At 60.2% G+C, this 26,633-nt stretch carries 19 protein-coding genes and 1 tRNA gene; 12 read left to right on the plus strand and 8 right to left on the minus strand.

What is annotated here, in order from left to right:
• The first annotated feature begins 42 nt into the window (after positions 1 to 42).
• The gene (locus AADW23_RS00675) at positions 43 to 1,863 is read left to right on the plus strand and encodes an ABC transporter ATP-binding protein (protein ID WP_341862611.1); all 1,821 of its coding nucleotides are present in this window, start codon (positions 43 to 45) and stop codon (positions 1,861 to 1,863) included.
• The gene (locus tag AADW23_RS00680; RefSeq protein ID WP_341862612.1) at positions 1,860 to 3,755 is read left to right on the plus strand and encodes an ABC transporter ATP-binding protein; all 1,896 of its coding nucleotides are present in this window, start codon (positions 1,860 to 1,862) and stop codon (positions 3,753 to 3,755) included. Before AADW23_RS00675 ends, AADW23_RS00680 begins: the two co-directional genes overlap by 4 nt.
• A 73-nt stretch (positions 3,756 to 3,828) precedes the next feature.
• Here the strand turns inward: AADW23_RS00680 and AADW23_RS00685 are convergent, their stop codons facing one another.
• Positions 3,829 to 4,767: an ABC transporter permease gene (locus tag AADW23_RS00685; RefSeq protein ID WP_341862613.1), complete on the minus strand. Its 939-nt coding sequence runs from the start codon at positions 4,765 to 4,767 to the stop codon at positions 3,829 to 3,831.
• 11 nt (positions 4,768 to 4,778) lie between these two features.
• Positions 4,779 to 5,753 (minus strand): ABC transporter permease, encoded by a 975-nt coding sequence (locus AADW23_RS00690; RefSeq protein ID WP_341862614.1) that lies wholly within the window; start codon positions 5,751 to 5,753, stop codon positions 4,779 to 4,781.
• A gap of 393 nt (positions 5,754 to 6,146) precedes the next feature.
• Here AADW23_RS00690 and AADW23_RS00695 point away from each other — a divergent pair, with 393 nt between their 5' ends.
• The 6 genes from AADW23_RS00695 (at position 6,147) to AADW23_RS00720 (ending at position 13,848) form a co-directional block, all read left to right on the plus strand.
• A complete protein-coding gene (locus AADW23_RS00695; protein WP_341862615.1) occupies positions 6,147 to 7,181 on the plus strand; it encodes an ABC transporter ATP-binding protein in 1,035 nt (344 codons plus the stop codon).
• Positions 7,178 to 8,146 carry an oligopeptide/dipeptide ABC transporter ATP-binding protein gene (locus AADW23_RS00700; protein ID WP_341862616.1) on the plus strand — a complete coding sequence of 323 codons (969 nt, stop codon included), beginning with the start codon at positions 7,178 to 7,180 and terminating at the stop codon, positions 8,144 to 8,146. Before AADW23_RS00695 ends, AADW23_RS00700 begins: the two co-directional genes overlap by 4 nt.
• Positions 8,147 to 8,545: 399 nt before the next feature.
• A complete protein-coding gene (locus AADW23_RS00705) occupies positions 8,546 to 9,241 on the plus strand; it encodes a GntR family transcriptional regulator (protein ID WP_341862617.1) in 696 nt (231 codons plus the stop codon).
• Positions 9,242 to 9,376: 135 nt separating this feature from the next.
• Positions 9,377 to 10,927 (plus strand): ABC transporter substrate-binding protein, encoded by a 1,551-nt coding sequence (locus tag AADW23_RS00710; protein ID WP_341862618.1) that lies wholly within the window; start codon positions 9,377 to 9,379, stop codon positions 10,925 to 10,927.
• A 283-nt stretch (positions 10,928 to 11,210) separates the two neighbouring features.
• Positions 11,211 to 12,842, plus strand: a complete 1,632-nt coding sequence (locus AADW23_RS00715; protein WP_341862619.1) for a glycosyltransferase family 2 protein — start codon at positions 11,211 to 11,213, stop codon at positions 12,840 to 12,842.
• Between the two features lie 118 nt (positions 12,843 to 12,960).
• A complete protein-coding gene (locus tag AADW23_RS00720; protein WP_341862620.1) occupies positions 12,961 to 13,848 on the plus strand; it encodes a hypothetical protein in 888 nt (295 codons plus the stop codon).
• A 212-nt stretch (positions 13,849 to 14,060) separates the two neighbouring features.
• Here the strand turns inward: AADW23_RS00720 and AADW23_RS00725 are convergent, their stop codons facing one another.
• Positions 14,061 to 16,553: an ATP-binding protein gene (locus AADW23_RS00725; protein WP_341862621.1), complete on the minus strand. Its 2,493-nt coding sequence runs from the start codon at positions 16,551 to 16,553 to the stop codon at positions 14,061 to 14,063.
• Positions 16,554 to 16,597: 44 nt separating this feature from the next.
• Positions 16,598 to 17,080 (minus strand): molybdopterin-dependent oxidoreductase, encoded by a 483-nt coding sequence (locus AADW23_RS00730; protein ID WP_341862622.1) that lies wholly within the window; start codon positions 17,078 to 17,080, stop codon positions 16,598 to 16,600.
• Positions 17,081 to 17,246: 166 nt separating this feature from the next.
• Here AADW23_RS00730 and AADW23_RS00735 point away from each other — a divergent pair, with 166 nt between their 5' ends.
• The gene (locus AADW23_RS00735; RefSeq protein WP_341862623.1) at positions 17,247 to 17,858 is read left to right on the plus strand and encodes a response regulator transcription factor; all 612 of its coding nucleotides are present in this window, start codon (positions 17,247 to 17,249) and stop codon (positions 17,856 to 17,858) included.
• A gap of 127 nt (positions 17,859 to 17,985) precedes the next feature.
• Entirely contained in the window at positions 17,986 to 18,759 is a 774-nt protein-coding gene (locus AADW23_RS00740; protein ID WP_341862624.1) for an SDR family oxidoreductase, read from the plus strand.
• Here AADW23_RS00740 and AADW23_RS00745 read toward each other — a convergent pair.
• The 3 genes from AADW23_RS00745 to rarD all read right to left on the minus strand — a co-directional run bounded on the left by AADW23_RS00745 (position 18,732) and on the right by rarD (position 22,917).
• On the minus strand, positions 18,732 to 21,515 hold the full coding sequence (locus tag AADW23_RS00745; RefSeq protein WP_341862625.1) for an AMP-binding protein: 2,784 nt from the start codon (positions 21,513 to 21,515) through the stop codon (positions 18,732 to 18,734). The two genes, AADW23_RS00740 and AADW23_RS00745, sit on opposite strands and share 28 nt — an antisense overlap.
• 366 nt (positions 21,516 to 21,881) lie before the next feature.
• Positions 21,882 to 21,971 (minus strand) — tRNA-Ser (locus tag AADW23_RS00750).
• 46 nt (positions 21,972 to 22,017) lie between these two features.
• The gene (gene rarD / locus AADW23_RS00755) at positions 22,018 to 22,917 is read right to left on the minus strand and encodes an EamA family transporter RarD (RefSeq protein ID WP_341862626.1); all 900 of its coding nucleotides are present in this window, start codon (positions 22,915 to 22,917) and stop codon (positions 22,018 to 22,020) included.
• Between the two features lie 381 nt (positions 22,918 to 23,298).
• Between rarD and AADW23_RS00760 the strand changes: the two genes are divergently transcribed.
• On the plus strand, positions 23,299 to 23,949 hold the full coding sequence (locus AADW23_RS00760; protein WP_341862627.1) for a DUF1236 domain-containing protein: 651 nt from the start codon (positions 23,299 to 23,301) through the stop codon (positions 23,947 to 23,949).
• A 79-nt stretch (positions 23,950 to 24,028) separates the two neighbouring features.
• Here the strand turns inward: AADW23_RS00760 and ychF are convergent, their stop codons facing one another.
• A complete protein-coding gene (gene ychF / locus AADW23_RS00765; protein ID WP_341862628.1) occupies positions 24,029 to 25,126 on the minus strand; it encodes a redox-regulated ATPase YchF in 1,098 nt (365 codons plus the stop codon).
• A 169-nt stretch (positions 25,127 to 25,295) separates the two neighbouring features.
• Here ychF and AADW23_RS00770 point away from each other — a divergent pair, with 169 nt between their 5' ends.
• On the plus strand, positions 25,296 to 26,633 hold the full coding sequence (locus AADW23_RS00770) for an MATE family efflux transporter (protein ID WP_341862629.1): 1,338 nt from the start codon (positions 25,296 to 25,298) through the stop codon (positions 26,631 to 26,633).

Raw genomic sequence — 26,633 nt, forward strand, 5'->3', positions numbered from 1 at the left:
ACGCCCCAAGCGTCTGGCCCTTGCTCTAGAGGGAGGACGCTCATGGCTGTGGCTGATGAGATCATGCGCCCCACCGACACCGTCGGTTGGAAAAGCGGGTTTAACACCATCAAACGGGTCACGGCGCTGGCGCTGAAGTCTCCTTGGATGGTGGCGATTGCGCTTGGATCAACCGTTGTGGCCTCGGTGCTGCAACTGCTGGTGCCGGTCCTGCTGGGGCGAGCCGTTGACCAAACGCAGCGCCTTGTCTCCGACCCTTCCAGCGCCGACACGGCGGCCGCAGGCCTTTGGACGACTGCGTTGTTGGTGCTTGGCGTGATGGTGACACGCGGACTGTTCACCGTGTTTCAGAACTACTTCAGCGAAAGCGTGGGCCACAACGTCGGCTATATGCTGCGGTTGGAGTATTACGAGAAGATCCAACGCCTTAGCTTCGGCTTTCATGACCGCATGCATTCGGGAGACTTGATCACCTTGGGCATGTTGGATCTGGAAGGCGTGCGGATGTTCTTCTCTACCGGCCTCGTGCGTATTCTCCTTCTAAGCATCCTGATCGGTGTCGGCGGCTACCTTCTGTTGTCCACCGACTTCGTCCTCGGCCTTCTGGCGCTTAGCTTTGTGCCCTTCGTGGCGTGGCGGTCTTCCGTGACGCAACTCAAGCTGCGCGGCACGTGGCTGGAGCTGCAAAACCGCCTATCCGTGCTGAGCCGTGTGATGGAAGAAAACCTTGGCGGCATCCGTGTGGTCCGTGCCTTTGCGGCCAAACCCTACGAGATGGCGAAATACGAGGAAGCCTCGACCAGCGCCCTCGACCTTGCCCACGAACGGGTCGATATCCGGGTGCGCAACACGTCGATGATGACCTTTTCCTTCCTGCTGGCCATGGGCTTGGTGCTCTGGGTTGGCTCCAACAAGGTGGTCGCAGGCGACATTACTGTGGGCACCTTGGCGTCCTTCCTGACCTTCATGACAATCCTGCAAATGCCGGTGCGCCAGTTGGGGATGCTGGTCAATTCCTTCGCCCGCACCGCGACCTGTGGGGAACGTGTGTTCGCTCTGCTGGATCTGGACCTTGCGATCACCGACGCGGAAGATGCCCGTGATCTGGAAGTGGAAAGCGGCGTCCTGAAATTCGACAATGTCGGCTTCACCTATCCCGGCGCCTCGAAACCCACGCTACATGGGCTTAGTTTCACCGCAAAACGAGGCGAGACCATCGGCCTGATCGGCCCGCCCGGCAGCGGCAAATCCACCATCGCCCATCTGATCCCCCGCTTCTACGACGTGACCAGCGGCGCGATTACAATTGATGGCCAGGATGTCCGTGACGTGACGCTCAAATCGCTCCGTCATGAGGTGGTCGCCGTGCAGCAGGATGCGTTCCTGTTCACAACCAGTCTGGAAAACAACATCGCATACGGCGATCCTTGGGCCCCGCCCTCGCGTATTGCCGATGCGAGCGCCTCGGCGCAATTGCACCAGTTCATCGCCACCCTGCCCGCCGGATACGAGACGATCGTGGGTGAGCGTGGCGCGTCCCTGTCGGGTGGTCAGCGGCAACGCATGACGATTGCCCGTACGCTCATGCTGCGCCCCAGCGTGCTGATTTTCGATGACAGCACCGCCGCCGTAGACGCAGGCACCGAGCAGCGGATCAGGACCACCATTCAAGCGCAGGCGAGCGAGCGTGTGACCATCATCGTGGCGCATCGGTTGAACTCTTTGATGCATGCCGACCAGATCCTGTTTGTCGAGGACGGCCAGATTGTCGAACGCGGCACCCATGAGGAGCTGCTGACCCTTGGCGGGCGTTACCGCGCCCTGCATGACCTCCAAATCAGACCAGAGGAGCCCGCCCAATGAGCGAAGAACTCGAAGTTGAACGCGGCGATATTCGCGATAATGGCCGTCGCCCGCCCCGTGCGGTTGTAGGCTCTCATCGGATTGAGGAGGAGATGTTTGGCCGCGTCTTTGACCGAGCCATCACCTCCCGCATCTGGGATTTCGTCCGCCCCTACCAGCGGCAGATTATCATCGCAGTTCTTGCGGTTTTCGTCTTCACCGCCACCCAGATCGCGATCCCCTTGATCATCAGCTACGGCATCGACAACGGCCTGACCGCAGACCTTGCCGGGCAATCGGCCCTGCGCGCGGCGATGATCGCCTTCATGATCGCCATCGGCCTGAACTACGGCGCAGCTTGGTTGCAGGAAAGCATCGTCGGCAAAGCAGCCGAGAACGTGTTGTTCGACATCCGCACCGCCATGTTCAGCCATTTGCAGGACGTCTCGCTGACCTTCATGGACAAGACCGAAGTGGGCCGCCTGATGTCGCGTCTGCAAGGTGACGTAAACGCGATGCAGGAATTTCTGGAGACCTCCGTCCTGTCTGTGGGCGATATCGTTTTGCTGTTCGGGATCATCATCTCGATGCTGTGGCTTAACGTACAGTTGGGGCTTCTGACGCTCTGCGTGCTGCCGGTTTTGTTCATCGTCCGCATTGTCTGGCTGCCCCGCGCACGCGCCGCGTTCATGGCCGCGCACGAGGCAAATTCCGTCGCCAATGGCGCATTGGCCGAAGCGATCCACGGCGTGCGCACCGTCCAAAGCATGGACCGCCAGCCGGTCAACTTTGCGCTCTATACCGACAAGGCGCGGGCAACCTTGTTGGCGCATCGCACCGCCTCCAAATTCGCGCAAGTTATGGTGCCGATCGTCGATAGCCTGACAGGGATCGCCATGGCCGTGGTGGTTGTGGTTGGTGGCTCGAAAGTGCTGAACCAACAGCTGGAAGTCGGCGTGATGGTCGCCTTCCTGTTCTACATTCAACGCTTCTTTGACCCGATCCGCTCGCTTACGATGCAGTATTCGGTGATGCAGCGGGCGATGGCCTCGGGCCAGCGGTTGATCGACGTGCTGGACGTGCCCGTCGACATCAAGGACGCCGAGGACGCCGTCGACCTGCCCCACGATATGGACGGCGCGATTGAGTTCAAGGATGTGACCTTCGGCTACAATCCCGCCAATCCGGTGCTCAAGAACGTCAGCTTCAAGGTGCAACCCGGCGAAACGGTGGCCCTTGTCGGACCCACCGGATCGGGCAAATCCAGCGCCATGTCGCTGCTCAACCGGTTCTATGACGTGCAAAGCGGCGAGATCCTTGTCGGCGGCAAAGACGTGCGCGAGGTGACCCAAGCCTCCATCGGGCGTGAGATCGCCATGGTCTTGCAAGAACCCTACTTGTTCAGCGGCACCTTGTTGGAGAACATCCGCTACAACAAATCAGACGCGACCGAAGAGGACGTTATCGCAGCTGCCAAGGCTGTCGGGGCCCATGACTTCATCATGGCGCTGCCCAAGGGCTACCAGACGGTGATGGGCGAGCGGGGCGGCACGCTATCGCTTGGTCAACGACAGCTTATCAGCTTCGCCCGCGCCCTTGTGGCTGATGCCCGCATCCTTGTGCTCGACGAGGCCACAGCCAGCATCGACAGCTATACAGAGATGCTGATCCAAAAGGCGCTGGAAACGCTTTTGACGGGGCGCACGGGCCTTGTGATTGCCCACCGTCTGGCCACGATCCGTGACGCCGACAGGATCATCGTCTTGCAAGCTGGTGAAGTGTTGGAGCAGGGCAACCATGATGAGCTGATGGCGATGAACGGCCTGTATGCGCAGCTATACAGCGTGAATTATGCGTCGTTTGATGACGTGCCGAACGCGAGCATTGATCCGGGTGAGGTGCAAAGTTCCTGACCCGTATTGCAGACAGAAAAAGGGCGGCTCCCCGAAGGTGCCGCCCTTTTTGTTTGCCTGGTGGCCGCCCCGCTTAGCCGTTCTCTTTCAAGCGGGGGTCCAGGAAGTCGCGCAGCCAATCGCCGATGATGTTGAAGGCCAGCACGGTGAAGACAATCGCCAGACCAGGGAAGACGGCCAACCACCATTTGTTCGACAACAGGTGATCGCGGCTTTCCGACAACATGCTGCCCCAAGTCGGCACATCGGGCGGCACGCCAAGGCCAAGGAACGATAAGGCAGCTTCCGACAGGATCACGCCCGCCACGTTGAACGATGCAATCACGGTCAGAGGAGCGATGATGTTGGGCAGGATGGTGCGGAACAGAATCGAGAACGTGCTGTCCCCCATGGCTCGCGCGGCCTCGACATATTCTTTTTCCCGAAGGCTAAGGGTCTGCGCCCGCACAATCCGCGCATAGGTAATCCACTGCCCAATCCCCAGTACGAGGATAATATTAACCAGCCCCGGCCCAAGAACGACAAGGAACATGATCGCCAGAAGGATGAACGGGAATGCCAGCTGGATATCGCCCAAACGCATGATGACATCGTCGATCCAGCCACCGAAGTAGCCCGAAACCAACCCCGCTACCGTGCCCAAAGTGCCGCCGACCGCAATGGCGGCCACGCCCACAAGCAGGGATACCCGTGCGCCGTATAGCAGCCGAGAGAACGTATCTCGGCCCAGTTGGTCGGACCCAAGCCAATATGTCAGATCACCCGCGCCGGGCTGGCCGGGCTCAAGCAAACGCATCATGATGTTTTGCCTGTTGGGGTCAAACGGCGCCAGCCAAGGGCCGAAGATCGCCACGAAAGTCACGATCAATAGAATTAACATCCCAATCAACGCCCAACGGCTGGTCAGCATGCTTTGGAAGGCGCGGCGAAGTTCGCGGCGGCGATAGGAATTCGCCATGCCACCAACCTCTTGCGTGGTTGCCGCGCTTGGCGCTGGAGCGACCTCTGACATATTTCGTCCCCTTACAATTTCACACGCGGGTCAAGCCGCGCGTAGACAAGATCGACAAGCAAGTTCAGCAAGATGAAGATGCCAGCCAGCAAGATTACCGAGGCCTGCACGACAGGGATGTCGCGCTGGTTGATCGCTGTGAAAACCAATCGCCCAATGCCCGGATATGAGAAAATCGTCTCGACCACGACGACGCCGCCAAGCAGGAAACCGAACTCTAGCCCGATCATCGTGACGACGGGCAACCACGCATTGCGCATCGCGTGGTTCATCACAACGCGGCCCTCCGAGATACCCTTGGAGCGCGCGGTGCGGACATAGTCCTGCTGCAACACCTCCAGCATAGACGACCGCACCAGCCGCGCATTTCGCGCCAAAGTGTAGGTCCCGACCGCCAGAGCAGGCATGATCAAATGATGCAGCGCGCTGGGAAGGTTTCCGAAGGCTTCTGAGAAATTGCCATCAAACAAGGGCTCCAGAAAGGCGACATGGCCCGAGATCGGGAACCAGCCCAAGTACAGCCCAAAGTAGAGGAACATCATGATTCCCATCCAGAAATTCGGAATCGACTGACCCAGCATCGCCACCGTCATGATCCCACCATCAATCGGCTTGCCCCGGTGCAAGGCGGCGAAGATCCCCAAAGGAATCGAAAGGCCAATGGCGAGAATCAGAGAGAAGGCGGTCAATTCAATGGTCGCGGGCATCGCCTCCAGGACAACACCCATGGCGGGTTCCCGGTAGCTGAGGGAGTTTCCGAAATCGCCCTGCAACGCATTCCAGATATAGCTGACGTATTGCACGTAAAGCGGGCGATCGAACCCAAGCGCGATACGCGCGGCCTCGATCTCTTCTGTGCTCGCGTTCTCTGACACGAATAGATAGGTCGGATCTCCCCCAATCTGGAGCGATACGAAGCTGATCAGCGTAACGCCAATCATTACGACAATGCTTTGCAGCAGACGCCTGGCGAGAAATGTCCACATGTTAGTAGTGCCCTTTACGTGCGCGTCGCGTTCCGCAAGATGCGCCATCGCACCTTGCCAAAATAATAATCTTACCCCGGCCCAGTTGGTGCCGAACGTGATCACTTCTCGACTTATCCAAAGTTCCATCCTCGGGAAGCTTGACAATCAATTTGATATTCTCCCAATGTGGATTATAGATTGTCGACAGTAGAACAACAAGACCATGCAACCATCAATGCGTCAAGCGCGCAAATCGAGAAACCAAGCGCCGACAGGAAGGTCGATGCACAACGCCGGACAAGGGGGCCCTTGTGACCAATAAACGAGCAACTTTTGCCCGGCGATTGCCTTCCCTTGCCTTCCGCGTGTTCACTCGCCCTGCCCTGACGCTGCAACAAGGACCGCACACCCATGACGCATGACCCCTCCGACAGCGCCAAACGCGTGCCCTTGCTAGAAGTCCGAGACCTCCAAACCACTTTTGACCTTAGCAAGACCCGCTCTGTCTGTGCCGTAGACGGGGTGAGCTTTGACGTTCACGCAGGCGAAACCCTTGCGATTGTTGGCGAAAGTGGGTCGGGGAAATCCGTGACAAGCCTGTCTATCATGGGTCTGTTGCCCAAGGACGTGGGCCGCATTTCCGGTGGCAGCATCAAGCTGAATGGCCGCGAAATCACCACCCTGAACGATACGGAAATGCGGGAAATACGCGGCAAAGAGATCGGGATGATCTTTCAAGAGCCGATGACAAGCCTCAACCCGGTGCACACCGTCGGCCAGCAAATCGCTGAAATGGTGATCCGCCACGAAAAGGTCTCCAAGGCAAAGGCGCGGACCCGCGCCATTGAGATGTTGGACCTCGTGGGCATTCCAGAGCCGTCGACACGTGTGGACAACTACCCCCACGAGATGTCGGGCGGAATGCGCCAAAGGGCGATGATCGCGATGGCGCTTTCGTGCGAGCCGCGCATTTTGATCGCGGATGAGCCGACGACGGCCCTGGACGTGACCATCCAAGCGCAGATGCTTGAACTGATGGATGATCTCCAGAAGAAGCTAGGGATGGCGATTGTGTTCATCACCCACGACCTGGGCGTTGTGGCCGAAGTCGCGGACCGTGTGGTGGTGATGTATGCCGCGCAGGTTGTAGAAACGGCCGACGTGGAAGAGATCTTCCGAAGCCCCAAGATGCCCTACACGGCGGGCCTGATGAACTCGATCCCGCGCTTGGGGTCTTCGGTTAACAAGATCCGGCTAGAGGCCATCCCCGGCAGCGTGCCTGCCCTGACGAACCTGCCGCAAGGCTGCCGCTTCCATCCCCGCTGCGCCTTCGCCACCGAAGCCTGCACCCGTGCCTTGCCCCCGCTTGAGGCGGCTGAGAGCGACCACCTGATCCGCTGCGCCCGTTGGCGAGAGCTGAACCTAAGCGAAAGGCAAGCGTCATGAACGCACCGCTGTTAGAAGTAGACAAGCTGCAAAAGTACTTTCCGATCCATGGCGGCGTTCTTCAGCGCGTGGTCAACAACGTGAAGGCGGTCAACGACATCTCGTTCTCGATCAACGCGGGCGAGGTTGTGGGGTTGGTGGGCGAAAGTGGCTCGGGCAAAACCACCGTCGGGCGCACGATCTTACGGCTGGAAGAAGCGACGGGCGGCGCGGTGCGATTCGATGGGGCCGACGTGATGGCGCTGAATACCGCCGATCTGCGTAGTTACCGGAAGCGGATGCAGATTATTTTCCAAGACCCCTACGCCAGCCTCAATCCCCGCGAAAAAGTGCGCGATATCCTGACCCACCCGCTTCGCTTGCATAATATTGGCACGGCGTCGGAGCATGAAGACCGTGCGGTTGCCTTGTTGGAGAAAGTGGGGCTGAACCGCGATCACCTGGACCGGTTCCCCCATGAATTTTCCGGCGGCCAGCGGCAGCGCATCGGAATCGCCCGCGCTCTGGCTGTGGAGCCCGAGTTTATCGTCGCGGATGAGCCTGTTTCGGCGCTCGATGTGTCGATCCAGGCGCAGGTTATCAACCTGCTGGAAGACCTGAAGACTGAGCTTAACCTGACGATGCTGTTTATCGCCCACGATCTGGGCGTGGTGGAGCATATCTGCGATCGGGTGATCGTCATGTATCTGGGTCGGGTGATGGAAATCGCCTCGGTTGCGGATCTTTATGCGCGGCCCAACCACCCCTATACGCAAGCGCTCATGTCCGCTGTGCCGATCCCAGAGCCGGGTAGACGGCGGGACCGGGTGATATTGAAGGGGGACATTCCTAGCCCGATCAATCCCCCCACCGGATGCGTATTCCGCACCCGTTGCCCGATGGCGACGGACGCTTGTGCCACCGTAGTGCCAGAGCTGAAAGCCGTGGGCGAAGGCCATGTAAGCGCCTGTATTCACACAACTTAGGCTTCGTTTTGTTAACACCCACATGGACACGACCCGCAAGCGGGCAGGTTTTGCCTGCCTGCTTTATTTTTGTTTCAGCCTGCCCAAAAAGAACCCATTAAAACAGGCAGGTCGCAGGTCATCGTCAATGAATTCGCATGAATGCTTGACAAGCGTTTCCACCATGCAGCATTGTCCACTTATGGATTGTCGACAACACACAACACTTGGCGCAACGCAGCATCCCGTGGCAGATGTCACGGATTGTATGCAATCGACCCGTGCCATGCTGATTGCTGTTGCAAGACATCGGCCGCATTCCAATATGCTGGGCAATCTTCCTTTCGGACGTTTGTGTGACTCGGAATTGGCGTCATTCGTTCGGCGGGCAGAGAGTGCATGCCTAGGAGGAGCCACGATATGACCGATGCCAAAGCGGCTTTTGACGCGCCGATGCCCCACGACATTGCCCCGATTGAGAATGTGCCCCTGCGTGTTCAAGTGGCAGACCAATTGCGTGCCGCGATTCTGAGCGGTCGGCTTCGGCCCGGAACAAGTCTGGTGGAGACTGCGCTGGCCGAGCAGATGAAGGTGTCCCGCGCGCCGATCCGCGAAGCCATCCAAATTCTCGAAAATGACGGCCTCGTGGAAACGATTGCTTACAAAGGCAAGCGCGTGAAACCGCTTACGGCCCGCGAAGTGGCCGAAACCTATTCGCTTCGCGAAGTGTTCGAGGTGATGGCCGTGCGCCGCATCCTGGAAAACAACGCCCCCCTTGATGCCCTGCGCACCCATTGCGACGAGATGACTGCCGCCGCGAAGGCTGACAACTTCGCCAGATTGGTCGCTGCGGATGAAGCATTCCACCACGCTTTGATCCGCTTGGCCGATCACGACCTGCTCGCGGCATCTTGGCGGAACCTCTACCTGCGCATCCACCAGATCATGGCCCTTCGCAACCGCGATGAGCGCAATCTGGAAGAGGTGGCAGGCAACCACCCACCCATCGTTCAAGCCATAGCCGACGGCGACGCCGATCGCGCTATCTCTCTTATCTCCGATCACACCCGCGCTCTGGCCGCCTTCGATCCGGCGGGCATTGTGCAGGCAATGTGACTTCGAAGTTCTGACAAACGGCGCCCTTCGCCTGACGGATAACTTCGGAGCAACACGAACTGGACTGATCAAGACCAACTAAAAACACGACCCCTCAGTCCTCCGAAGATCATCCAACAGGTGAAAGGAAAGCTAATGCCAAAACTACTCAACGTGCTTGCCGCCGGTGTTGCAAGCCTCGCGCTTACCACGGGGGCTTTCGCGCAAGCCGACGACACGATTGTCGTTGGTCTTAGTGCCGATATCGTCACGCTCGACCCTGCCCCGATTTCGTCGCGCGATAACTCCAACATTGCCCGTCACATCTTTGGGACGCTGTACAGCATGGGCGGCGACGGTGTTGCCAACCCTGATCTGGCCAACAATCTGGAAATCTCCGACGACGGGTTGGCTTATGTCTATACCCTCAACGAAGGTCTGACCTGCCACGATGGTGAACCTTTGACCGCGGAAGATGCGGCCTATTCGTTCAACCGCGCCGCCGACCCGGAGAATGCGTTCACCGGCAACACGCCCGGCTTCATCTTCTCGTCCATCGACTTCCAAAGCGCCGAGGCACTGGATGATCTGCGTGTTCAGATCAACATCGGCGCCCCCAATCCGATCGCGTTCGGCCTGATTGCCGAGGTTTTCATCCACTGTATGGATAGCTACGAGGCGATGACCCTCGACGAAGCAACCAGCAACCCCATCGGCTCCGGCGCATACCGTTTGGTCGAATGGAGCCGTGGTTCCGAAGTGGTCCTGGAGGCCGTTGAAGGTGCCGACGTAGGCTTCCAGAACATCATCTGGCGGATCATCCCCGAAGCCTCCACCCGCTCGGCCGAGCTGATGGCCGGCAACGTGGACATCATCACCAACGTCGCGCCCGACCAGATGGACGTGATCAACAACTCCGGCGTGGCCGAAGTGAACCCCATCCAAGGCACGCGCCGCATGTATGTGGGCTTCAACCTGTCTGACGCGATGGCAGAACAGCCCGGTGGCGATGCGATCCAGGATCCTGCCGTGCGCCGTGCGCTGCAATATGCGGTCAACGTGCCCGCGATCTGTTCCCAGCTGCTCAACTTCGAGTGTGAGCGGATGACCGGCATCGTGAACCCGCCCAACGCCAATCAGGATCTGGAGCCCTACCCCTATGACCCCGCAGAGGCCGAGCGTCTTCTGGACGAGGCCGGTTGGCCCCGTGGCGACGACGGTGTCCGTTTCTCCATCGCGTTCCAAGCCGGTCAGGGCCGCTACCTGAACGACGCCAACGTGGTGCAAGCCATTGCTCAGATGCTGGGTGATGTGGGTCTGGATGTTGATCTTCAGATCATGGAATGGTCCAGCGTCTACATCCCGATCATTCGTGAGCGTAACGCAGGCCCCCTCTACTTCATCGGTTCCGGTGGCGCATTGTGGAGCCCGCTCTACGACATGACCGATCTGGCCGCTGTCGATGCCGGCACCAACTACACCCATTGGGATGACCCCCGCTGGTTCGACCGTTGGGAAGACATCGCTGCTGCCGAGACGGAAGAGGAAACACGCGAGATCATCGACGAGATGCTGCAAGTTTTCTACGACGATGGCCCTTGGCTGCACCTCTACTTCCAGCCTGACTTCTACGGCGTCAGCAACCGCGTCAACTGGACCCCGCGCCCAGATGAGAAGGTTTACCTCTTCGACGCGACATTGAACTAGACCGAGACGACCTCTTAACTGTTTAACACTGCGGGACGCCGGATTGAGAAATCCGGCGTCTTGTCGTCTTGGGGGCGGGGCGTCGACCCTCGGACAGGATGCACCGCGCGACCCGTGACGTCGTAGCCATTGTGGCACCGCATACTATGGCCAAAATAGCGCGACCCTTCGGGCTTTTGCTGTCGCCTTGATCACTTTCCTTGTTTGAAATCCATCCGATACCCTAAAGTGCCACTGCGGAAATGGTTGAGCAGGTCCGCCAAATATAAAGATGGAAAGAAAAATGGCTAAAAGGGTAACCGCCCGCAAGAAGGCCGGCGCACGTCTGCTATTCATGACAATCGACGCCGAAGCGCCGTTCATCGTCGAATGGGTCGCTTACCACCGGGAGCTCGGGTTTGATCGTATTGTGGTGTTTGCTTACGTCGACGACGTGAACACGACGGCACTATTGAAGGCTTTGGCCGCGAAAAAGGTTATTGAACTTCACCTCCAAGGTCCCGAACCCGGCAGTTCGATTCAGGCCAGTGCCATCAATCTTGCGAACGACGCAACGATGCTCAAGGACGTTGAGTGGGCCATGTGGCTGGATGGGGATGAGTTTCTTGTGGTCTCTACCGGCGACGGCACACTGAAGGCGCTCCTCGAAACGCTTGCCGATCGTGACGGGATGCTGATCCCCCGGCGCATGATGGGGGATGGCGGCAATGATCGGTTCCCCGGACGTTTCGTGTCCGAGCAGTTCACCGATGCCGCCGCGGCCGAAGATGACAGCAACTTGCAAATGAAGACGCTGTTTCGCTGCACCAAGCATATCGAAGGTTTCTCTCGCTTTGGCTACCATCGCCCCAAGATCCGCGAAGGGGTTGATCCTGCGGAACTGAATTTCGTCATGGCCAGCGGCAACGGGATCGACATGCGCCACCGCCCCCATCGCCGCTGGCTCCGGGGAGAGGAATTTAACCGGATCGACAAGATGCAGCCCGATGAGCACGGCTACGCCCTTGCGCAGATCAACAGCTACGCCCTGCGCACGCCGGAAATCTTCGCCCTCGAGCGATTTGCCGGGCAGGACATCGCCCAAGCTCTGGCCGATGGCGACACGCAACAAAACACCGTTGAGGCGTACCGCGACCAGAACCATGTCGCCACCCAGGACCGCCGCATCCTGCGCCTTGAAGCGGCGACCGGAACCGAGATGGACCGCATCCGCGCCCTGACGGGCGTGGCGAAGGCCGAGGCGCTTGTGCACGAAGACCTCGCCAGCCGCGTCGCCGACATCCCGGCGTCTTTCCTCGATGCCTGTATCGCCACGCGTCCGGCCCGAGCTGAGCCGCGCACGTTCCCCCTGACCTTGCCGGACGAAGAGGCCGCCCTTGTCCGCAAGGAATATGCCAAGGCCGACACGATCTTGGAGTACGGCAGCGGTGGGTCCAGTTTTGTGGCGCTGGAAAGCGGCGACAAGACGCTATTTACCGTTGAATCGGACCGTTCCTGGGCCCTGACGATCCACGATACACTGCAAGCCGCGCACCCCCATGCCAATTTCACGGTACAATACGTGGATGTCGGCCCGACGAAGGCTTGGGGCAAGCCCTCCAACGCGCAGGGATATGGGCGCTATTCCAGATATCCTTCCAGCGTCTGGGATCTCGTACAGTTCCAGCAACCAGACGTGGTTCTTGTGGACGGGCGGTTTCGGGTCGCTTGTTTCCTGACCACGCTGTTTAGAACCAAGAAGCCCGTCACCCTGCTGTTTGATGACTACACAGGGCGGATCAACTACCACTGGATTGAAAAATACGTGAAGCCGTCCCAGACCGCCGGGCGGATGGCCCGGTTCGAGATCAAGCCAACGGCGCTTCCCGCCGATGATTTGACGGAAATTACCGCGGCCTACGCCAATCCCGAATAGCCCCCCCCGACCACGCACCAAGGCGTCGCGTCACAGCGACATCCCCGACCCCATCAGCAGTCCTTGCATCAGACAAAGATAAGTATGAGCAATGGAAAACAAGGCGAGAGAGTACACTATGGCATTGCGCATTGCGGCAGTAACCCATGTGCGGAAGGACGATTTCTTCCTCGATATCTGGGTCAAACACTATGGCCAGATTCTGGGTCGAGAGCATCTATACGTGATGTTGGACGGTGACGACTGGAAGACCGAGGTCGATCTAAGCGGCGTGAACGTCAGCTACATGAAGGGCCGCTCGGGGCATCGTATTGCCGATAATGAACGCTTCATCAAAGCCCATTGGGATTTGATGACCGAGCTGGATGATCAGTATGATCTGTTCGTGCGTGGCGATTGTGATGAACTTGTCTGTGTCGATCCCCAAAGCGGGCGCAGCTTCCAGGAGGCGGTGCAAGACGCAATGGATATTGGCTACCGCTACACCAAAGGCATCGAGGTCGTCGAAGTCCCCGGCGAGGCCCCCCTGGACCCGACGAAACCCCTGATGGGGCAGCGATCCGTGGGCGCGATTAGCAAGCTTTACGTAAAACCCAACATCGTGACGGGACCGACCGAATTGACCATCGGCGGGCACGTTGCCGTCGGCAAACCGGTGGTGATGTCCGACGATCTGCTGATGATGCATATGGCGAATGCGTCGCTTCTGCATCTGGAGATGAAGGTGGGCGTGCGCACAGCGGAACAGGTGGGCGTGACCTTCACCAATCACACGTCGGGTCGCCTCAGCCTGACCCGCAATGTCGCGGCCTGTGAAGACGTGGTTCCCTACGATGAGATTGCCCAGAAGATCTACAACGAGATCGGCAAGCGCGGCAAAGGCAGCGCCACCCGGCCACGGGATCTGAAGACACACAACGCGATCTACGGCCACGACGTCGAGAAGCCTTGGGTCAACAAAATCATGGTTGTGACCCTGCCAGAGCGTTTCGCGGACATGCTTTAGGACGCCCTGCAACGCCCCCAGAACTCGGGAAATCATATGCTTTGGCAGGGCCCGATTGGCTTTCGGCATCCCGTCTGACGTCTAGGCGCCGTCGGCCCACCGCAGCATCACTCGACACTGGTGCCCGGGTGCCTTTCGCCAATAGTGGTGCCCTGTGGGGGGCACCTTTAGGGTATATCGGGCAGCGCCCGCATCCCTTGAGATAGATCTCCTTACCCCTTGGGGGCGTGCACCGGCAGATGGCGCCACAGGCGATCCTGGCTCGCCGCCGCAGCCTCTCGCAGAGCTGATACAGCCTCCGCATCAACCCCGTCGGGCGCGGTCGCATCAATGGTCGCTACCAAACCGCCAAGCCCCAGCAGCGCGGCGCCACCGCGCAACTTGTGCAAAACGGCGGCTGCGTCTGCGGTCGGGTCGCTCAATTCGGTGGCCGCTGCTTCGGCTTCGGCAAAGAAGGCGGTTGCGGCGGTATGAGCTTTCTCGGGCCCAAGAGCCGCAATGAGCTCGTCGATGACTTCTGTGTCAATCGACACATCAGCTGTATGTGGTGACACGACGCTTGGCTCGGCCAACACCTTTTGCAGGGCGGTGAGGCGAATGGGCTTGGTGAAGAACGCGTCCATGCCTACCGCCAAAGCGTTGTCGCGATAATCCTCGCTGCCGTGGGCGGTCAGGCCGTAAATCCTGGTGCGCTGGTTCGGCCCCTCTTCCGCCCGGATACGTCCCACGGCCTCGATGCCCCCCATGACCGGCATCGAGACATCCATGAAGATCAGATCGAAGGTCTTTTCCTGAGCTGCCCGCACACCTTGCAGGCCATTGGTGGCCTCAGACACGTTATGGCCAAGACGCTCCAGCATGTCGCGCAGCACCGAGCGGTTGACGGCGTTGTCCTCGACAATCAGCACAGCCATCGCGGTCCGAGCCGCCGAAAGGTCCGTATCGCCTGCACGCTCTGTACCGGGGGGAACTGCACCCGGTTGCGCCCGGTTCAAGGGAACGCGCAGCCTGAACGTGCTGCCTGTGCCCACTTCCGATTGCACCGTCAAATCGCCCCCCATCAACCGCGCCACCTTGCGCGAGATCGACAGACCAAGCCCGTCACCGCGCACTTGCCGCCCCTCGGAATGGGCGAGGGCGACGAAATCCTCAAAGATATCTTCCAGATGCTCGGCGGGGATGCCCTGGCCCGTGTCGGTCACGGTGATCGTTGCGATGGTGTGATCGGCCGAGTGGATGCCATCGACGAAAACCTTGATGCCGCCCGTATCGGTGAACTTGATCGCATTGCCGATCAGGTTTGTCAGGATCTGACCAATCCGCCCGCCGTCGCCATCGAAGGCCCGATCCATTCCGGGACTGAACTCTACCTGAAGGAACAGGTTTTTTTCCTGTGCCAAGGGGGTCAACACTTCAATGAAGACCTTCACGATATCGCGCATCTCGAAGCGGTGCGGCGATAGCTTCATCGCCCCCATCTCAATCCGGGTGATATCCAGCGCTTCATTCACCTGCTCAAGCAATATCTCCCCCGAGGCCGAGGCAACACGCGCGTAGCGGTCCTGTTGCTGTGTCAGGTCTGTGTGACGCAGCAGATCAAGCACCCCAAGGATACCGTTCAGCGGGGTGCGCATCTCGTGGCTCATCACGGCGAGAAATTGCGATTTGGCGCGATCCATCGTTTCGGCCCGGTCACGGGCGTCGATCAATTTCTCGTCGTCGATCTTACGTTGGGAAATGTCGCGCAAATAGGTGATGAACAATTGTCCGTCTGCGCTTTCAACCGTGGTAATGTTCAATTCGATCGGAAATTCTTCGCCCGACTTTCGCACCGCCGAAAGCTCTACCCGCCCCGCATCGACCATGCGCGGCACCTTGGTTTCAAGGTACCTTTTCATCCGCGCGCCGTGGGCGGCCCGGTGCTCCTGAGGGATAATCGTATGCTCCATCTTCTGGCCCAGGATTTCATCCCTGCTCCAGCCAAAGATGCGCTCAGCCGCAGAATTGAACTCTACCACAACACCGTCCTCGTTCGACGTCACAATCGCATCGAGGGAGGCTTCCACCGTAGCGTGCAACCGCGCGGTTGATACCAGAAGTTCTGCGCCCCGGCGTGCCGTGAGGGCCAATAGACGGTCTAGCGCCATTAAGACTACGGACAGGCCAAGGATCACCGCGATGGCAATGGCGCCCGTGAATGCCAGGTGTCCGGCGAAAGCCAAGCGACGGGCCTCGGTCCGTTGGACCCCCGTCTCTAGCCCCGATAGAACGAGGCTTCGCATCTGGGGCCGCACGTCTCGGGTCAGATCGCGCATCGCCAATATGTCGTCGCGCGACAGCTCTGGATCGGCGTCCAGAATGTCGATGATCGCATTCTGGTAGGCGATAACCTGATCCCAAATGGGCGCGGCATCTTGCGAAAACAGATCCAGTGCAGCGCCCTGTTCAACGATCAGCAGACGGCTCAAGGCGATGTCGGCGCGCAAACGTACGTTGTCTTCGTCGGGCGTTTCGCTTGCCACCGCGTCACTCAGCGCGACGGCGAAGTTCGCGAACTCAGTCTCGATTTGCTGGGTCGTCCATAGCAGGCTGTCTGTGCCTGCGGTGGAAAGGTTGCGCAACTCACGCCAAAGGTTAGTGCCAAGCACCGCCAGCAGCCCGACAAGCAGGGACACGATAATCAGAACACCGATGCGCCTATACATACTTCCGCCCACGGGTCGGCTGCGTTGGTTGAGTTTCACGCCGCCTACTCCGCCAGCTCGATAGCATCCAATTGCCAGATGCTCTGCGCGTAGATCGTTTCCGTCTGGAAGTCGGGCTCGCTGTCATAGGGGAAAATGATCCAGAAGGGTCCTTTGTCGCGCACCGACATAGGCACACCATTCATCCGCGAGGCGACGATAGGATAGGTGGCACCGGCCTCTGGGGCGGGCATCTCGATGGCGTAATCATTCAGCGCTGTCAGGGTCAGGTCATCATCACCCAGCCCTGCCACGTCCAACACATCGCGAAGAGACGGCCCGGTGAAGGTATTTTCACCCGCGGTCCACTGCGTCGTGGTCGTGATCTCGACCTGCGGCAACCCGTCAAGATCGCTTAGGGCGAAGGACACAATCGTCCCTTCCCCATCCGAGACCTGCAGGGCGCTGGGGTCTTGCGCCGCCGAAGGCAGTGACATCGCCGTGAGGGCCAAAGCGGACAGCATGAAACGGTGAAGGCAACTCATCATGATACGGGGCCTTTCAAAATGAAGGATCGCTCTGTCGATACATCGCCACTTGATTGGCGGCGGAGTGAAAAGGGATAGGTGACTATACAAAGGTATAGGCGCGCCCCGCCCCATGCTTTATTACCTCGCTATTCGATAGGCCCAGTGAAGGGCCAAGGGGCCTCATATGCCAAATATTCTTGTTGCCGATGATCACGACCTAGTGCGCGACACAATTGCGGCCTACTTGGGCCAGCAAGGTGATTTCACCGTGTCCACGGCCTCCGGTGTTCCGCAGGCCCAGGCGCTGTTGGCCGGGCAAACGCCCTTTGACCTTGTTATCTTGGATTACAACATGCCGGGGATGGACGGTCTGTCGGGCCTTGAAAGCGTGGTGAAGACCTATCCTCATATCAAGGTCGTGTTGATGTCGGGCATCGCCACCCCGGATGTGGCGCAATCGGCGATGGAGATCGGGGCGAAGGGGTTTCTGCCGAAATCGGCCACCGCAACCTCCATGGTCAATGCAATCCGGTTCGTGCTGTCGGGCGAGCAGTATTTCCCGTTCGATTTCACCCCTCCTGCCCCGGACCAGCCCAAAAATTACAAGGGCCTGTCCCCCCGTGAGATGGAAACATTGCAGCACCTGTGCAATGGCGCGTCCAACAAGGAAATCGCCCGTGCTCTGGACTTGGCCGAAGTCACGGTGAAGCTGCACGTCAAGAACATCCTCGCCAAGCTGAGCGTAAACAACCGCACCCAAGCAGCGCTTATGGCGAAGGCAGACGGCACCTACTGACACCGCCGAAACAGGTCGCGCCCGCCCCCTCAGAGGTGAAGGGTCACAGCCGGCGGATTTGCGATGCACTCATGCTGGAATTGTCTTAACTCAAGGGCAGTCAACATCGGCAAGGATGAAAAGCGGCATGGCAAACGGGAACAAAACAGCGATCGTCACAGGTGGACTATCGGGAATGGGTCTTGCGATTGCGCGTAAATTGGCAAGCGGTGGCACCCACGTTGTGGTCGGTGCCCGAAGCGCTGGCAACGCGGATTATGCGCGGCAAGTTCTGGGCGAGGACAGCGGCCGCATCGAAGCCGCCGCGCTGGATGTCAGATCATCCCAAAGCGTCGACGACTTCGTGGCCCAGGTGGTCTCATCCCACGGCAGCGTCGATATCCTGGTGAATGCCGCAGGCGTCTACGAGGAAGCCGCCGTGATCGACCATCCCGATGCGGTCTGGGACGATCACATAGACACGAACCTCAGCGGGTCCTTCCGCACGATCCGCGCCGTGATGCCCCATATGAAGCGCAACGGCTGGGGGCGGATTGTAAACATCGCCTCGGTTGCCGCCCATAATGGCATGGCCAACAATGCCGCCTATTGCACGTCAAAGGCGGGGCTTTTAGGGCTTGGGCGCTGCGTCAGCCTTGAAGGGGCGGCCCATGGCGTGACCTGCGTGTCGATCAGCCCCACATGGGTCGAAACCGAGATGCTGAAACGATTCATCGACGCCGACATCGCCAGCACCGGCCAATCCTTGGAAGAGGTCCGCGCCGAATACGCCAAGTCGAACCCGCAGAATCAACTGGTGCAACCGACCGAGGTAGCCGAGCTTGCCGCCTTCCTGGTCAGCGACGCCGCCCGCGCCCTGACGATGGAAGATTTTCAGATCAACGCCGGGTCGCTTTGGTAATCGCCCTCGCGCCGCGATAGCAGGGCCTCCGCATCGCAGATCCCCTCATAGGGCTGGTCAGTCACCCGCGCCCACGCTGCGCGGGCGTCCGTGTTCTGGAAGGTTGCATCGGCGCAGAGCGTATCTGGAAACGTCTCGATCACATTGGCGATGCCGGGGGCAATCTCGACCTTTGCCAACCACTCCCTTGCCGCCAATTGGGGGGCGCCTGTCGGGGTGACGCGGTGATCGGCCATCAGATTGTAAATCGGCGCCTCTGGCCCCGTGACCGGGCCCAAAAGAAACGCGGCGGCAGCGGTCACGTCGGTCATCGGGAAGGTCAGGCCCTGGGGCATGTGACCGGCGCGGAACGAGGCCTCCAGGATAATCTCGTAAATGTCGCGCGGGTTGGGCGCGCCCAGATCATAGAGAGAGGGCAAGCGCACAATCGCCGCAGAAACGCCCGATGCGCGAATGACCTCTTCCGCCGCGATCTTGGCGGCCCCGTAGCCGGTGCAACCGTCCCACTGGGCTGGCAGCATTTCGGGCCATGGGCCGCCCCGATCAGGGAACACCGCGCTGGAGGAGGTGAACCGCAGATCCGCCTTGGCCGCCAGGCAGAAATCCAGCACGGTGTTCATCCCGCGTGCGGACCAATCCAGCATTTCCTCTCGGCCAATGGCAAGGTTCACCATCGCCGCGCAATGCACGACCTTGGTGACCGAGCCGGCCAGTGTGTCAAAAGGCCCCTGCGCCAGCCCAAAGTTGGGGGCGTCCAAGGTTCCGGGCACCATGATATATTTGTCGTCGGCCACGCCGTGGGCGCGGGCCACATCGTCCAGACGGTCCCTTGCCCCCCGGTTCTTGTCGCGCACTAGGCAATAAACGACCTCTCCGCGCCGCAAATCACGGGCGGCTTGGGCCAAGACGTGACCGCCAAGGAACCCTGTGGCCCCGGTCAGCAGAATGCCCGGCCGGTCAAAGGTGTTGGTGGGCGCGGGGGTGTCGGCCTCTTGGGTCATTAGCTGATCCAACCGGTGCAATGGCACATTCATCGCCAGTTCAAAGTCGATCGGACGGCCATAGGCCTTTTCCAGCTCCAACATCAGGGTGACGCACATCAAAGAGTCGCCTCCCTGATCGTGGAAGTTCCGCGACGGGTCGATCTGCGTTGGGTCGCACGACATGGCCAACGCCGCGGCGGCGATCACGGCGTCCTCAGCCGCGGTGCCGGTGGCGCTGTCATCTGTGACCGGGGGCAACGCCCGCATGTCGGCCTTGCCCGACACCGGGTGCAGCGGCAGCGTGTCCATTTGCACAAGGAAGGACGGCACGCAGTAGGCCGGCAGCACGTCGCGCAAAGCCGTGGCAAGGGCGGGCGGCATCCGGTTGGTCCCGGCGCTCAGCCCCCAGGCGTCTGCATTGGCCTTGGCCTGCGTGGCGTCGGCGGCGAAGTAGAAGATCAGGCTTTGCCCCCGCGCGCCGACCTCTGCCACCCAAGGGGCGGCGCTGGTAAAGGCCAGCTTGTCGCGCAGGGTTTCCGTCAACTCTCGTGTCTGGATCGAGAAGCCGCGCAGCTTCAGCATATGGGCGATGCGCCCTTCGATATGAAGCGCGCCCTGGTCATCGACCCATGCCAGATCCCCGGTATCATAAAGCCGCGTGTCGCGTCCGTTGATGGAAAGCTCCCGGAACCGCAGAAGGGTTTCCTCGGGGCGGTTGATATAGCCTTGCCCCAGCATTCTTGGCCCTTCGAAATGCAATTGCCCCGACGTGCGCGCCGGACAGGGTTGATCCGCCTCATCCAGAATAATGGCGCTCAGGTGCTGCATCGGCACCCCAACCGAGGCAGGCCCCGCCCCCGCCGGTTTGGTCAGATGCGACATGCACACATCATGGGTCTCGCAAATGCTGTAGAGGTTCCAAAGCGCGGTATCGGGCAGTTTCCCAAGCGACGTGGTGATAAGATCATCACCCACAACTTCCCCGTTCAGAACCACGCGAGACAGCGGCAAAGCCTTGGCGCGGTCCGTATCCAACGCCGTCAGGAAGGTGTCATAGAACGAGGGCGTGAACAGCATCTCGTCCACATCATGGGCAATCAGGAAATCGGCCAGCTCGCTAGGCGAAAACAAGGTGTTGGCATCGGGAAACCACAGCGCCCCGCCTTTGCGCAGGGGGCGAAACATCTCCCATATCGCGAAGACGTAGATGCCAACCCTTGTGCCGGGACCGTAAGGGGTAAATTCGTCCCGCCACGCGTAGGACAGATAGGCCGCGTCCTGTGATACGGGGATGCATTTGGGTCGCCCCGTGGTGCCCGACGTGGCAACCATGTAGATCGGATCGGTCGGCAGCACATGGCCCGGTTGCAACGGCTGATATGGCGCGGGCTCTTCTTGCGACAAGGCTACTGCATCCACCGTCGCGCAATCGCCCGGCAGATGCCCCGGCGCAGGCGTCTGGCACGTGACGACCAAGCTGACGTCCAGCTCGGAAATGATGTTGTGCAACACCATTTGTGGCATTGCCGGGTCCAGATGCACGAAAGGGCGCCCGCTGATGACACAAGCCACCGCGCTCGCGGCCATGGCGATCCCCGGAGAGCCGAAAATCCCCACCACCTGCGGCGCATCCAGATCGCGTCCAAGGGTCTCTACAAACTGACCGAGCCGCCCGTAGGTGATCGTTTTATCCCGGTCGGACATGGCAGGCGCGTCTGAGAAAGTCTCGATGGCCCGGACAAGATCACCGGCGACGGTCTGAGACGATGTCATAGAGAATACCCTTCTGGATAAAGGGCCGAGTTGGACCGACCCAGATGGCGCCGATCCCGGCGCAAAAGTGTGCCAGCACTGATTGCCATTGTGCGTGTTCGGTGGCCAGCAGGAACATCGCCCCTACGCCCCATCAAGCCGTTCCGCCCGACACCAAGGTGCTGCGAAGACAAGCAGGTCGCCCGAATGATCACACGTGAGAAAATCGGCGTCGCCCTCCCCACCCCGCATGGCCAGATTCGTCGGCACGACGCCGTGCGTGCCGCAGAAGGCTTGGGGAAAAGAGGCAAAAGGCCGATTTCATTGCCGCCCTGGCGATCCGGGGGCGCAATCTCATCAGGCCAGCATGTCACACGTTATGTATGGTGGCGGAGACGAAGGGATTCGAACCCTCGAGACAGTTTCCCGCCTACTCCCTTAGCAGGGGAGCGCCTTCGACCACTCGGCCACGTCTCCGCTGACCCGTCTAATGTCGGGAACCGGGGAAAACAAGCCAGAATTGTTACCTCTGCGCGACCTTTCGGGATTGCCGGAACAAGGCCACGGAATAGAGCGCCAAGGCGGCCCAGATCATTGGGAAGGCGATCATGCGGGCGGGGCCGAAGGGCTCATCGAAAAGGAACACCGCCACAAGGAAAATCAGTGTGGGGGCGATGTATTGCAGGATGCCTATGGTGCTCAACCGCAAGAGCTTCGCGCCGTTCACGTAGAAAATCAGCGGCACGGCCGTGACCAGGCCACAGCCCATCAATAGCCAGGTGTCCGATGCCACACCGGCCATGAAGCTGCCCTGTCCCGTCGCGCCCATCCACGCCACATAAGCAAACGCCGGCACGCAGAGAATCGCGACCTCCAGAAAGAAGCCCTGGTTCGGGCCGATGGGTAGCTGGCGTTTGCAGAAAGCGTAGGCCACCCAGCTCAACATCAGACCCAGCGCCACCCAAGGCAGGCCGCCCTCCTCGATCGTCAGAATGATCACGGCCAACGCGGCAAGGCCCACGGCGGTCCATTGCAAGCGGCCCAGCCGGTCGCCCAACAGCACGGCGCCAAGGAACACGGTGGCCAGCGGGTTGATATAGTAGCCCAAGGCGCCATCCAGGGTGCGTTCGTTGGCGATCGCCCAAATATAAATGCCCCAGTTGATCGAGATAAACAGCGCCGTCAGCGCCCCCATGGCCAGCATTCTCGGAGAGCGCAGCGCCACTTTCAGATCCGCCGTACGGCCCGTGATCAGGATCAGCACACCGATGATCGGAAGCGACCAGATCACCCGGTGCGCCACGACCTCCATCGCGGGCAGGTGCGACAGCGCCTTCAGGTAGATCGGCAAACCTCCCCACAGAAAATAGGCGCTGACCGCATAGGCATAGCCCGCAGGCGTGTCGTCGGAGGTATCGGCCATGGGCTGTCGCTTTCAGGATTAATATCGGGCGGAGAAAGCCTGAAGCGCGGGGTGGGGGCAAATGAAAATTTGTGAAGCGGGAGATCACGGATCGCCCACCCCTCACGGTGCGACTGTGTTCCCGTGTCATCGACGCTAGCCTCGTGCGATGGCTCCCTGCCGCACTCCGTGACAGCTCATTGATAACGTGGGGAAATGTCGGCGCAGATCCGCCCATGGCGCCCCGGCACACCTGCGGAAAAATGCCACCCGAGCGCCCCGAACCTGACTCTACACGCAAGCGCCGAATTCTTCGGAACGAACCCTCGTCCTGTCCGTTGCCACATCGACGGAGCGCCAAGCTGGTGCCCGTAATGAAGTGAGAAGTGAAAGGAAACTGACATGAAGAACATTATCCTTGGTCTGTCTGCCGCAAGCCTCCTGATGGGCACTGCCGCATCCGCAGCCGTTACCGCCAACGCCACCACCGACCTCAACCTCCGCGCCGGCCCCGGGCCGCAGTTCGAAGTGATCGACGTGATCAGCGGCGAGGGTGAAGTGACTGTTACTTCCTGCCTTGAAGCCCGCAACTGGTGTGAAGTGACCTATGAAGGTCAGACTGGTTGGGCCTTTGCCGATTACCTCACTGCCTCGATGGACGGCTCGGCCGTTGTCGTGAGTCAGACGCCAGAAGTCGAAGTCGAGATCGTACGCTACGATGACATCGCCGCCGAAGTCGGCGCTGGTGCCAGCGGTGCCACCCTCGGTGCCATCGTAGGGTCGCTGGTCGCGGGCCCCGTGGGCGCCGTCGTCGGCGGAACGATCGCCGGTGCTGCCGCAGTCGACAGCGTCCCGGACGAAGTTGTGACCTACGTTCGGACCAACGAAGTCGAGCCCGTCTATCTTGAGGGTGAAGTCGTCGTCGGCGCCGGGATTCCGGCCGAAGTCGAACTGCAGGCCGTGCCTGACACCGAGTACAGCTACGTCTACGTGAACGGCGTCCCGGCTGTTGTCTCGACCGAGAACCGCACGATTGTGTCCATCATTCGCTAACTTGCGTCTGATCTGACAGAATTTCAGGGCCGGTTGCCTCCAAGGGGGTGACCGGCCCGCTTTCGTTCAGGCGCGGGCCTCAGCCGCCATGCAGGAAGTGCAGCACATCGCCGTCTTTCACGACGTAGCCCTTGCCTTCCGCGCGCATCTTGCCCGCTTCCTTCGCCGGGTTTTCACCGCCCAAGGTGACGTAATCGTCGTAGGCGATGGTTTCGGCGCGGATGAACTTGGCCTCGAAATCACCATGGATCACGCCGGCGGCGGCGGGGGCAAGGGTGCCCTCCTTGATGGTCCAGGCGCGGGCCTCTTTCGGGCCGACGGTGAAATAGGTTTGCAGGTTCAGCAACTCGTACCCGGCACGGATCAAACGGTCGAGGCCGGGCTCTTCCAGCCCCAATTCTTCAAGGAACATCTCGGCGTCCTCGGGGTCCAGCTGGCTGATGTCCTCTTCGATCTTGGCAGAGATCACCACATGGGCGTTGCCTTGGGCCGCAGCCATTTCCGCCACGCGGGCCGATTGCGCGTTGCCCGTGCCCGCATTCGCCTCTTCCACGTTGCACACGTAGAGAATCGGCTTGGTGGAGAGCAGTTGCAGCATCTTCCAGGCTTTGGCGTCTTCTTCGTCAACTTCGACAGTCCGGGCGGGTTTGCCATCTTCCAGTGCCGCTTTGGCGGCGTTCAACAGGCGCTCCTGCTGCACGGCTTCCTTGTCGCCGCCGCGTACTTTCCGCACGAGGTTCGCCATGCGCTTCTCGATGCTTTCCAGATCGGCGAGCATCAACTCGGTCTCGATGGTTTCGGCATCGGCGATCGGGTCGACGCGGCCGTCGACGTGCACCACGTCGCCATCCTCAAAGCAGCGCAGCACGTGAGCGATGGAATCTGTTTCGCGAATGTTGGCAAGGAACTGGTTGCCGAGGCCTTCGCCCTGGCTCGCGCCTTTTACAAGGCCCGCGATATCCACGAAGGTCATGCGCGTCGGGATGATGGATTTGGAGGCCGCAATCGCCGCCAGCTTATCAAGGCGCGCGTCAGGCACCGCCACGTCACCCACGTTGGGTTCAATCGTGCAGAACGGAAAGTTCGCCGCCTGCGCCGCCGCCGTGCGGGTCAGCGCGTTGAACAGGGTCGATTTGCCGACGTTCGGCAGGCCCACGATGCCCATTTTGAAACCCATGTGACGCACTCCGGCTAAAGCTAAAAATCAAGGGCGCATGTAGGTCGTGCAAGGGCGAAAGGTCAAGGCTCTGCCAGACAGGGCGGCGCGGCGAGGACGCTTTGGCGGAGGAGCCGTTCAGCGCCTGCGCGCCAATTGACATACCCCGCCACAGGCGTAGACGGGATCCATGAACAACGCCCCCACGACCAAGGCCGAACTCGCGCCCCTGATCCGCCTTGCGGTGCCGCTGATGGTTGGCCTGACGGCGGCGCTGTTGATCGGCGTTGTGGACACGGTGATGATCTCTCCGCTCGGGACGGTGCCCTTGGCCGCCGCCGGGGTAACGACGGCGGTCCTGATCATCCTGATTTCGGCCCTTTGGGGCCTTCTGACGGTCATCTCCGTGCAGATCAGTCAGGCCGAGGGCGCGGGCGACCCGGCCCGTGTGGCGATAGCGTTCCGCTCCGGCCTGCTCCTCTGCCTTATCGGAGGCACCCTCGCCGCGTTTGTCATGATCGCGGTCTATCCCCTTCTCGGGCCTTTGGGTCAGCCGCAAGAGGTATTGGACATCCTGTTCCCCTACTGGCTGAGCATGTCGTTGTGGATCATCCCCTTCACCCTGTTTTTCGGCCTGAAAGCGCTGTTTGACGCGGTGGAATGGCCGTGGGCGGCCGTGGGGCTCAGCTATATCGGCGTGGTGGCCAACATTCCGGCCAATTACACCTTCATCCACATCCTGGACATGGGAATTCTGGGGGCGGGGTTGGCCTCGATCCTGTCCCAAAGCCTGTCGCTGATCGCGGCTTGGCTGGTGGTCTCACGGGCCGAGGGGTTGCGCGTCTATCGCCAAACGATTGCCGTGGCGTGGACAGACGTGCGGGCGCAATTGCGCGACAGCGTGCCGCTCTGCCTTGGCTATGCGGGCGAAGGCGGGGCCTATGCGATGATCGGCCTGATGATCGGCTGGCTGGGGGCCGAGGCCCTGGCCGCCCACCAGATCGTCAACGCCTTGGGCGGGGTGGCCTATGTGATCCCGCTCGGCATGGCGGGCGCCGTATCCATCCGCATCGGCAATGCGGTCGGCGCGGGCCGCCACGATCGGTTGCGCCCGATCCTGAAGGCATCGTTCCTGATGGTGGTGTTGTGGCAGGCAATGGCGACAAGCGTGTTCATTTTCGGAGGGCGTCTGCTGGCTGAAGCGATGTCCAGCGACCCTGCCGTTATTCAACTGGCCACGAATTTGTTCATTGTCATGGCGATGATGCAGATCGCCGATGGCATCCAGGGCACCTCCCTCGGGGCATTGCGGGGCATGTCGGACATGAACCGCCCCACCGTCATAACGCTGATCATCTATTGGCCGCTGGCACTTCCCGGCAGTTACGTCCTCGGAATCGTTTTGGGGTATGGAGCTATGGGAATTTGGCTTGGCTACACCCTTGGTCTGGCAGTAGCTGCCGTTGCACTGCCTTGGCGCTTCTGGCGCCTTACGACCCCAACGGTGCCACACGCAAACCGGGCTTGA

This window comes from Gymnodinialimonas sp. 57CJ19 (assembly GCF_038396845.1).
GTDB lineage: Bacteria > Pseudomonadota > Alphaproteobacteria > Rhodobacterales > Rhodobacteraceae > Gymnodinialimonas.

Coding starts and splice junctions, on each gene's coding strand:
- AADW23_RS00675 (WP_341862611.1), top strand. CDS start 43: ATGGCTGTGGCTGATGAGATCATGCGCCCCACCGACACCGTCGGTTGG.
- AADW23_RS00680 (WP_341862612.1), top strand. CDS start 1,860: ATGAGCGAAGAACTCGAAGTTGAACGCGGCGATATTCGCGATAATGGC.
- AADW23_RS00685 (WP_341862613.1), bottom strand. CDS start 4,767: ATGTCAGAGGTCGCTCCAGCGCCAAGCGCGGCAACCACGCAAGAGGTT.
- AADW23_RS00690 (WP_341862614.1), bottom strand. CDS start 5,753: ATGTGGACATTTCTCGCCAGGCGTCTGCTGCAAAGCATTGTCGTAATG.
- AADW23_RS00695 (WP_341862615.1), top strand. CDS start 6,147: ATGACGCATGACCCCTCCGACAGCGCCAAACGCGTGCCCTTGCTAGAA.
- AADW23_RS00700 (WP_341862616.1), top strand. CDS start 7,178: ATGAACGCACCGCTGTTAGAAGTAGACAAGCTGCAAAAGTACTTTCCG.
- AADW23_RS00705 (WP_341862617.1), top strand. CDS start 8,546: ATGACCGATGCCAAAGCGGCTTTTGACGCGCCGATGCCCCACGACATT.
- AADW23_RS00710 (WP_341862618.1), top strand. CDS start 9,377: ATGCCAAAACTACTCAACGTGCTTGCCGCCGGTGTTGCAAGCCTCGCG.
- AADW23_RS00715 (WP_341862619.1), top strand. CDS start 11,211: ATGGCTAAAAGGGTAACCGCCCGCAAGAAGGCCGGCGCACGTCTGCTA.
- AADW23_RS00720 (WP_341862620.1), top strand. CDS start 12,961: ATGGCATTGCGCATTGCGGCAGTAACCCATGTGCGGAAGGACGATTTC.
- AADW23_RS00725 (WP_341862621.1), bottom strand. CDS start 16,553: ATGTATAGGCGCATCGGTGTTCTGATTATCGTGTCCCTGCTTGTCGGG.
- AADW23_RS00730 (WP_341862622.1), bottom strand. CDS start 17,080: ATGATGAGTTGCCTTCACCGTTTCATGCTGTCCGCTTTGGCCCTCACG.
- AADW23_RS00735 (WP_341862623.1), top strand. CDS start 17,247: ATGCCAAATATTCTTGTTGCCGATGATCACGACCTAGTGCGCGACACA.
- AADW23_RS00740 (WP_341862624.1), top strand. CDS start 17,986: ATGGCAAACGGGAACAAAACAGCGATCGTCACAGGTGGACTATCGGGA.
- AADW23_RS00745 (WP_341862625.1), bottom strand. CDS start 21,515: ATGACATCGTCTCAGACCGTCGCCGGTGATCTTGTCCGGGCCATCGAG.
- rarD (WP_341862626.1), bottom strand. CDS start 22,917: ATGGCCGATACCTCCGACGACACGCCTGCGGGCTATGCCTATGCGGTC.
- AADW23_RS00760 (WP_341862627.1), top strand. CDS start 23,299: ATGAAGAACATTATCCTTGGTCTGTCTGCCGCAAGCCTCCTGATGGGC.
- ychF (WP_341862628.1), bottom strand. CDS start 25,126: ATGGGTTTCAAAATGGGCATCGTGGGCCTGCCGAACGTCGGCAAATCG.
- AADW23_RS00770 (WP_341862629.1), top strand. CDS start 25,296: ATGAACAACGCCCCCACGACCAAGGCCGAACTCGCGCCCCTGATCCGC.